The organism is Pseudomonas fildesensis (genome assembly GCF_001050345.1).
Lineage (GTDB): Bacteria > Pseudomonadota > Gammaproteobacteria > Pseudomonadales > Pseudomonadaceae > Aquipseudomonas > Aquipseudomonas fildesensis.
In genome coordinates this window covers 304,507-312,079 of the sequence record NZ_LFMW01000013.1, presented here as the reverse complement: position 1 = coordinate 312,079, position 7,573 = coordinate 304,507, and the positions used below count along the sequence as shown (strand labels likewise).

7 protein-coding genes are annotated in these 7,573 nt (G+C 59.8%); 2 read left to right on the top strand and 5 right to left on the bottom strand.

Annotated elements, in window-relative coordinates:
• From ACR52_RS21035 to ACR52_RS21015, 5 genes are all read right to left on the bottom strand, one after another.
• Nucleotides 1–354: electron transfer flavoprotein subunit beta/FixA family protein (locus ACR52_RS21035; protein WP_048728992.1), on the bottom strand; the 354-nt coding region annotated here is incomplete at its 3' end.
• Nucleotides 355–413: 59 nt separating this feature from the next.
• Nucleotides 414–1,652: a CaiB/BaiF CoA transferase family protein gene (locus ACR52_RS21030; RefSeq protein WP_048728990.1), complete on the bottom strand. Its 1,239-nt coding sequence runs from the start codon at nucleotides 1,650–1,652 to the stop codon at nucleotides 414–416.
• 24 nt (nucleotides 1,653–1,676) lie between these two features.
• A complete protein-coding gene (locus tag ACR52_RS21025; protein WP_048728988.1) occupies nucleotides 1,677–2,879 on the bottom strand; it encodes a 3-oxoadipyl-CoA thiolase in 1,203 nt (400 codons plus the stop codon).
• Between the two features lie 24 nt (nucleotides 2,880–2,903).
• Nucleotides 2,904–4,433 (bottom strand): 3-hydroxyacyl-CoA dehydrogenase, encoded by a 1,530-nt coding sequence (locus tag ACR52_RS21020; RefSeq protein ID WP_048728986.1) that lies wholly within the window; start codon nucleotides 4,431–4,433, stop codon nucleotides 2,904–2,906.
• A 3-nt stretch (nucleotides 4,434–4,436) separates the two neighbouring features.
• A complete protein-coding gene (locus ACR52_RS21015; protein WP_048728984.1) occupies nucleotides 4,437–5,222 on the bottom strand; it encodes an enoyl-CoA hydratase in 786 nt (261 codons plus the stop codon).
• A 237-nt stretch (nucleotides 5,223–5,459) separates the two neighbouring features.
• Between ACR52_RS21015 and ACR52_RS21010 the strand changes: the two genes are divergently transcribed.
• Together ACR52_RS21010 and ACR52_RS21005 are read left to right on the top strand one after the other, a co-directional pair.
• The gene (locus tag ACR52_RS21010) at nucleotides 5,460–6,326 is read left to right on the top strand and encodes an IclR family transcriptional regulator (protein ID WP_048728982.1); all 867 of its coding nucleotides are present in this window, start codon (nucleotides 5,460–5,462) and stop codon (nucleotides 6,324–6,326) included.
• A 61-nt stretch (nucleotides 6,327–6,387) separates the two neighbouring features.
• Nucleotides 6,388–7,542: an acyl-CoA dehydrogenase family protein gene (locus tag ACR52_RS21005; RefSeq protein WP_048728979.1), complete on the top strand. Its 1,155-nt coding sequence runs from the start codon at nucleotides 6,388–6,390 to the stop codon at nucleotides 7,540–7,542.
• Nucleotides 7,543–7,573 lie beyond the last annotated feature (31 nt).

The following is a 7,573-nucleotide window of genomic DNA, read 5'->3' as shown; positions in this document are numbered from 1 at the left end:
CACCAACTGAGGCTGTTCCTTGTCGACAACGGCTTTGAGCAGCTTGGCAACGGCCAGGGAGGTCAGCTCTTCAGCGGACTCAACCAGCACGGCGCGGTCGGCGCCCAGTGCCAGCGCGGTACGCAGCTGCTCTTGAGCAGTGGTCGGGCCGATGGAAACCACGACGATTTCAGTCGCCACGCGCCCTTCTTTTATAGAGAACTCTTTCAGGCGTACGGCTTCTTCCACGGCGATTTCGCAGAAAGGGTTCATCGACATCTTGACGTTAGCGAGGTCGACGCCGGAATTGTCCGCCTTGACGCGAACTTTCACGTTGTAGTCGACCACCCGTTTGATGGCTACCAGGACTTTCATGAATAACTCCATAGCAACTTAGTGAACCCGATATGCCACCGGCATACCGGGAAAAAAGATCAGCGCTCGCCCAGTTGCTCGATCACGCCGCTGGCTTTCAACTGCGCCAGACGCTCGTCATCCAAACCCAGCTGACGCTTGAGCACTTCATCCGTGTGCTCACCGAGCATCGGCGCCGGACGCAGGTATTCCACCGGTGTGCCGGACATCTTGATCGGGCTGCCGACCGTCACGAAGTCCGCCTTTAATGGATGTGGAATCGTCACCAGCATATTGCGCGCCTTGACCTGAGGTTCATCCAGGGCCTGGGCGATGCTGTTGATCGCACCGATAGGCACGCCACGCGGATGGACTCGGTCAATCCACTCCTGTGCACGCCCCTCAAGGAAGTGCCCTGACAAGATCTCAATGATCGCTTCGCGATTGGCCACACGGTCGGCGTTACGTGTAAAGCGAGGGTCTGCCGGCAGATGTGCCAGGCCGATGGCGTCGCACAGCGCGACAAATTGCGAGTCGTTGCCGCAGGCGATGATGAAGTCCTGGTCGCTGGCACGGAACACCTGATACGGCACGATATTGGCGTGAGCATTGCCGTAGCGCCCCGGTGGTTTGCCCGAGGCCAGGTAGTTCTGGCTCTGATTGCACAAGGTAGCGACCTGCACGTCCAGCAGCGCCATATCGATGTGTTGGCCTACACCGGTTTTTTCGCGGCTGAGTAAAGCCGCCTGGATGGCAACCGTGGAATAGAGGCCGGTCATTAGATCAGAGAAGGCCACGCCAACCTTCTGCGGGCCGCCGCCAGGCAAGTCATCGCGCTCGCCGGTAATACTCATCAGCCCGCCAATGCCCTGCACAATGAAGTCGTAACCAGGTTCGGCCGCGCGCGGGCCAGTCTGCCCAAAGCCTGTGACGGAGCAGTACACCAGCCGAGGGTTCAGCTGGGACAACGAGGCGTAATCCAACCCGTATTTTGCCAGGGAGCCAGCCTTGTAGTTTTCGATCAGTACATCACAATCGGTCGCCAGCGCACGCACCAATTCCTGCCCTTGCGGGCTGGCCAGGTTCAGCGCTACCGACAACTTGCCGCGATTGGTCGATTGGTAATACGACGCTTCAGAGGTCAACTCATCGCTCTGGCCTTTCATCCAGGGCGGGCCCCAACCACGGGTATCGTCGCCCGCGCCTGGCCGTTCGACCTTGATCACCTCTGCGCCCAGATCGGCCAGAGTTTGCCCGCACCAGGGGCCGGCAAGCACACGGCTCAAGTCGAGTACGCGGTATCCAGTCAAAGCACCCATGTCATTTCACCTTTGCTTGAGCGATTACACACGCTCGATCACCATCGCCAGCCCTTGGCCGACACCGATACACAGACTCACCACGGCGTAGCGCTTACCGCTGCGCTGCAAGGCTCGCGCAGTGCTAAGCGCCAGACGCGCACCGGAGGCACCCAAGGGGTGACCCACCGCAATCGCGCCGCCATTGGGGTTGACGCGAGGATCGTCGAACGCCACGCCCAGCCCTTTGAGGCAACCCAGAACCTGGCTGGCAAATGCTTCGTTGATTTCGATGATATCCATGTCCGCCAACGTCAGGTCTGCCCGTGCCAGCGCTTTATTGATTGCCTCCACCGGGCCCACGCCCATGATACGAGGGGCGACACCGGCAGCCGCGCTCGACAGGATACGCACCATGGGCACCAAACCATGGCGCTCGCCGGCCGCACGCGTGCCGATCAGCAACGCAGCGGCGCCATCGTTGACACCCGACGCATTGCCGGCGGTGACCACCCCGCCCTCGTGCAGCGGTCGCAGGCGGCTCAACGCCGCAAGGTCAGATTGCGGGCGTGGGTGCTCATCGTGCTCCACAAGGTTGGGCGGCGTTTTACGGCCAGTGGGCACGCTGACGGCCAGTATTTCATCGTCGAAGAAACCGCTTTCGCGCGCGGCTTCATAATTGGCCTGCGAGCGGGCCGCAAAAACGTCGGCCTGTTCACGGTCGATGCCGTATTCCTGCGCCACGTTGTCGCCGGTCTGCGGCATGGTGTCGTTGCCAAACTCCGCCACAATTTTCGGGTTCGGGAAACGCGCGCCAATGGTGCTGTCGTACACCGTCAAATCCCGGCTGTAGGCCGCCTCGGCTTTAGCCATGACAAAGGGCGCGCGTGACATGCTCTCCACCCCACCCGCCACAAACAGCTCGCCTTCGTGGCAAGTGACTGCGCGCGCCGCATCAATCACCGCTGCCAGTCCGCTGGCGCACAAGCGGTTGACCGTCTGTCCAGGCACAGTGACAGGCAGCCCAGCAAGCAGCGCCGCGTGACGCGCAATATTGCGACTGTCCTCACCGGCCTGATTGGTATTGCCGAGAATCACGTCCTCGATGGCATCGCCGGGGATGGCGTTGCGCGCGAGCAATTCCCGAATCACGTGGGCCGCAAGGTCGTCAGGCCGTACCGGCGCGAGTGCGCCCGCATGACGACCGAAAGGCGTACGTAACCCCGCAAAAATATAAGCATCGAGCATGGCAGTTTCCTAAGCGTTGAAAGGTCAGGTCAGTGTCGGTTCTGGGTGGCACAGCGATAGGCCCAGGGCCGCGCGACGGCGCAGCCAGGGGCCGGGGCGATAACGCGGGTCGCCGGTCAGATCGGTCATGCGCTCGAGGATGGTCAGCAAACGTTGGGGGCCGACACTGTCGCCCCAGGCCAGCGGGCCTTGCGGGTAACCCAGCCCACGGCGCACGCCTTCATCCAGGTCTTCAACGCTGGCAATGCGCTGCTGGACGATATCGCCCGCCAGGTTGACGATTAGCGCCAATACCCGCTGAGCGACGAAGCCGACGCTGTCATTGATCACACTGACGCCCACACCGTCGCGAGCCAACAGTGCATGGGCGGCATGGCGCATATCAGTGCGGGTCGCCGGTGTGATCATCAGCGTGCGGTAGCGCGTGCAATCCAGCAGAGGGTCAATGCACACCGTGCGCGTCGGGTCTACGCCAAAACGTTGCGCCGCGTTTGTCGCGTCAACGCCATAGGGCGCCAACAGGCAAAGCGCAGCGTCAGAAGGAGTGCTGCCCTGCTCTACCTGGGCGCCCAGTCGTTCCAACAATGCGCGGAGGCTGGCACGGTCGGCATCGTTTTCGGTACCCAACCACACCGGTGGCATAGCCTCTACGACGGGCACGGACTGGGGTTGCGGCACGTCGACCATTTGGCCGTTGGCATAGCGGTAAAAACCACGCCCCACCTTACGCCCCACATAGCCAGCCTCAAGCATTTGGCGGGTCAGCGCGGCAGGACGATAACGGGGTTCCTGGTAGAACTGGTTATAAATAGACTCGATCACTGGGTGGGATACATCCAGTGCCGTCAGGTCGAACAGCTCCAGCGGGCCCATGCGAAAACCCAGGCCTTCGCGCAGAATGCGATCGATCTCGGCGGGCTCGGTCACGCCTTCCTTGAGTATCTGTAAGGCTTCGGTGCTGTAAGCGCGCCCCGCGTGGTTGATGATGAAGCCGGGGGTGTCTTTGGCGCGGATCCCGCGGTGCCCCATCCTCGTGGCCAATGCCTGCAGGCTGTCACCGACGCCAGGGTCACTGGCCAGGCCATCAATGACCTCCACCACCTTCATCAGCGGCACCGGATTGAAAAAGTGAAACCCCGCCACACGTTCAGGCTTGCGGCACTCGCGAGCGATGCTGGTGACCGAGAGCGAAGAAGTATTGGTGGCAAGAATACAATCGTCGCGAACGACGGCCTCAAGCTGGGCGAGCAAGGCTTGCTTGGCATCAAGGCGTTCAATGATGGCTTCGACCACCAGGTCAACATCGCTGAGATCAGTCAATGCGCTGGCAACACGCAGGCGCTCAAGGGTTGCCTGGGCATCACTGGCCGAGATTTTGCCTTTGGCTACCAACTTGTCCAGGGTCTGTTGCAGGTTTTCGCGAGCGGTCTGCGCGGCGCCTTCACGGTTGTCGAACAGCATGACCTCAACACCGGCCTGGGCCGCTATCTGAGCAATACCCGTCCCCATGACACCCGCGCCCACGACAGCCATCCGTTTGATTTCACGTGCCATGGGTCATTCTCCAGTGAAGGTTGCTTTGCGTTTTTCAAGGAACGCATTGGCGCCTTCCTTTTGATCCCTGGAATCAAACAGCAACTGAAACGCCTTGCGCTCCAATGCCAGCGCACTCTCCAGAGGCAGGTCGGCACCGAGCAGCATGACTTCTTTGATCTGCGCGACGGCCAGAGGCGGCAACGCGGCTATTTGCGCTGCCAGTTCGAGGGCTCGGGGCAGTGTGAGCTCATCACTAACCACTTCACTGACCATGCCCATGGCAAGTGCCTCGGGTGCAGGCACCAGGCATCCGGTCAGGGCTATTCGCATGGCCTGGAATTTGCAGACAGCGCGGATCAGCCGTTGAGTGCCGCCGGCTCCCGGCATCAGGCCAAGCTTGACCTCGGGTTGACCGAAGCGCGCCGATTGACCGGCAACAATGATGTCGCAGTGCATCGCCAGTTCGCAGCCGCCGCCCAGGGCGAACCCATTCACTGCGGCGATGATCGGCTTGGGGCAGCGAGCGATAGCGTCCCACAGGAGTTCCGTGTGGCGAAGATACATCTCGACGGGGCTGGCCTGAGCAAACTCGCGGATATCAGCCCCAGCGACGAAGCACTGCTCGCCGCCAGTGAGGACGATTGAACGCACGCGGCCATTCACGGCCAAAGCGCGAAAGATATCGGCCAGTTGTTCACGTACGGCACTGTTGAGCGCGTTCTTGACTTCGGGCCGTTCAATGCGCACGACAGCGACCGCATCGTCTTGTATGTGCAGATGCACGACGGGCTCTTGATGGGAGTTCATATCGACCTCTTATTATTGTTTCGCTAGACGAAACTGGATTCCGTAATTAATAACAATCATAGGTATCCTCGTAAAGGCCTGTAAACAGAAAAAGAAAAAACACGCTTAAACCCCAGAATTTACTCGGCCGTAAGAACTTAAAATAAGTCACTTGGTTTTTAATACGCCAGCACATACAATTTCGTCAGGCGAAACTTAGTTTTATTTTCTTGCATTTTTTTAAAAGGGGGTTCTACCATGGCTCGCATCAAAGCAGATCAACAGGCCGCCGACACGACAACGGGAGCGGACGAAATCGGGTTACTGAAGATGGGCATGCTTGACCCCGCCAGCGCATTGAGCGACGACGAAAACAGCGGCCAGTTCGTAACGGCGCTGGCACGCGGGCTGGAGTTGATGCGCTGCTTTACCCCGCGCGACAACGTGTTGGGTAATCAAGAGCTGGCACGCATGACGGGCCTGCCCAAGCCGACTGTGACTCGCCTGACCAATACGTTGATGCGCTTAGGCTGCCTGAAACGAGAAGTGCATTCCGGCAAGTATCAGCTGGATGTTGGGGTGCTGGGTTTTGGCTACGCGATGCTATCGAACCTGGCGATACGCACGGTGGCCCATCCGTTGATGGAGGAGCTCGCCAATCATGCGCAAGCGGCTGTCGCCATGGCATCCCGCGATCGCCTGCAGATGGTTTACCTGGATGTGGTTCAGGGTCAGGGCAACATGACCATGCGCCGCCAGACCGGCAGTTACTTGCCACTGGCACAGAGCTCGGTAGGCCGCGCATGCCTCGCGGCAATGCCCGAAACCGAACGGGAGTTTTTGCTCGACCACATCCGCCAGCGTGAATCGGAGCAGTGGCCAACCATTCGCAAGGGGCTGGACCGAGCATTCAGAGATTACGCCGACTATGGCTTTTGCTTGTCGATCGGCGAGTGGCATCGCGACGTGAACTCGGTAGCGGTACCGCTGCTGCATCCGCAGTACGGGTTGCTGACCTTCAACTGCGGCGGACCGAGTTTTCAACTGCCGCGTGAACGACTGATGGACGATATCGGGCCGCGGCTGATCAACATGGTTAACAACATTGGTGCCGCTGCTCGCTGACGCAACGGAGTAACGGCGCCCTAATAAAAGAACCGCTCGCCTGCGAGCGTTAGGAGCGCACATGATCCGTGATACCGAAACCCTGCAGATTTTGTTGGATTCACTTCGCCAATTTGTCGGTGAAGTGCTGATTCCTCGCGAAAATGAGGTGGCTGACACCGACGCGATCCCCCAGGACATCGTCGAGCATATGCAAGCCATGGGGCTGTTTGGCCTGACGCTGCCGGAAGAGTTTGGCGGGCTGGGCGTGACGATGGAGGAAGAGGTGAATATCGCCTTTGAATTGGGGCGCACATCCCCGGCATTTCGCTCCTACATCGGCACCAACAACGGGATTGGCTCCATCGGTATCCTCCTGGATGGGACTGCAGAGCAGAAACAGCACTACCTGCCCAAGCTTGCCAGCGGCGAGCTGCTCAGTTCCTTCTGCCTGACTGAACCCGATGCCGGCTCTGATGCCGCCTCGCTCAAGACCAGTGCGGTGCGGGATGGCGACAGTTACATCCTCAATGGCACCAAGCGTTTCATCACCAACGCGCCCCATGCCGGCATCTATACCGTGATGGCTCGTACAAGCACCGAAATAAAAGGCGCTGGCGGTATCAGTGCGTTTATCGTCGAGCGCGGTACACCCGGTGTGTCCTTGGGCAAGCCCGACCACAAGATGGGCCATAAAGGCGCGCACACCTGCGACGTCATCTTTGAAAACGCTCGCGTGCCAGCCAGCCAATTGATTGGCGGCGTCGAAGGCGTGGGTTTCAAGACCGCCATGAAAGTCCTCGACAAAGGCCGCCTGCACATTGCGGCCTTGAGCGTAGGAGCGGCTGAGCGGATGCTCGATGATGCCCTGCGCTATGCGCTGGAGCGCAAACAATTCGGTAAACCCATCGCCGAATTCCAACTAATCCAGGCGATGCTGGCCGACAGCAAAGCGGAAATCTACGCCAGCCGCTGCATGGTCCTGGATGCTGCCCGCAAGCGCGATGATGGCCATAACGTGAGCACCGAAGCCTCGTGCGCCAAGATGTTCTCCACGGAAATGTGCGGGCGCGTTGCCGATCGCTGCGTGCAGATCCATGGCGGCGCCGGCTACGTCAGCGAATACGCGATTGAGCGCTTCTACCGCGATGTACGCCTGTTTCGCATTTATGAGGGCACTACCCAGATTCAACAGATCGTGATTGCGCGGAACATGATTCGCGACGCTCAAGGCTAAGGCACGCCCTTCCCTGCTCTACTCCACCCTA

Coding starts and splice junctions, on each gene's coding strand:
- ACR52_RS21015 (WP_048728984.1), bottom strand. CDS start 5,222: ATGAACTCCCATCAAGAGCCCGTCGTGCATCTGCACATACAAGACGAT.
- ACR52_RS21025 (WP_048728988.1), bottom strand. CDS start 2,879: ATGCTCGATGCTTATATTTTTGCGGGGTTACGTACGCCTTTCGGTCGT.
- ACR52_RS21010 (WP_048728982.1), top strand. CDS start 5,460: ATGGCTCGCATCAAAGCAGATCAACAGGCCGCCGACACGACAACGGGA.
- ACR52_RS21030 (WP_048728990.1), bottom strand. CDS start 1,652: ATGGGTGCTTTGACTGGATACCGCGTACTCGACTTGAGCCGTGTGCTT.
- ACR52_RS21005 (WP_048728979.1), top strand. CDS start 6,388: ATGATCCGTGATACCGAAACCCTGCAGATTTTGTTGGATTCACTTCGC.
- ACR52_RS21020 (WP_048728986.1), bottom strand. CDS start 4,433: ATGGCACGTGAAATCAAACGGATGGCTGTCGTGGGCGCGGGTGTCATG.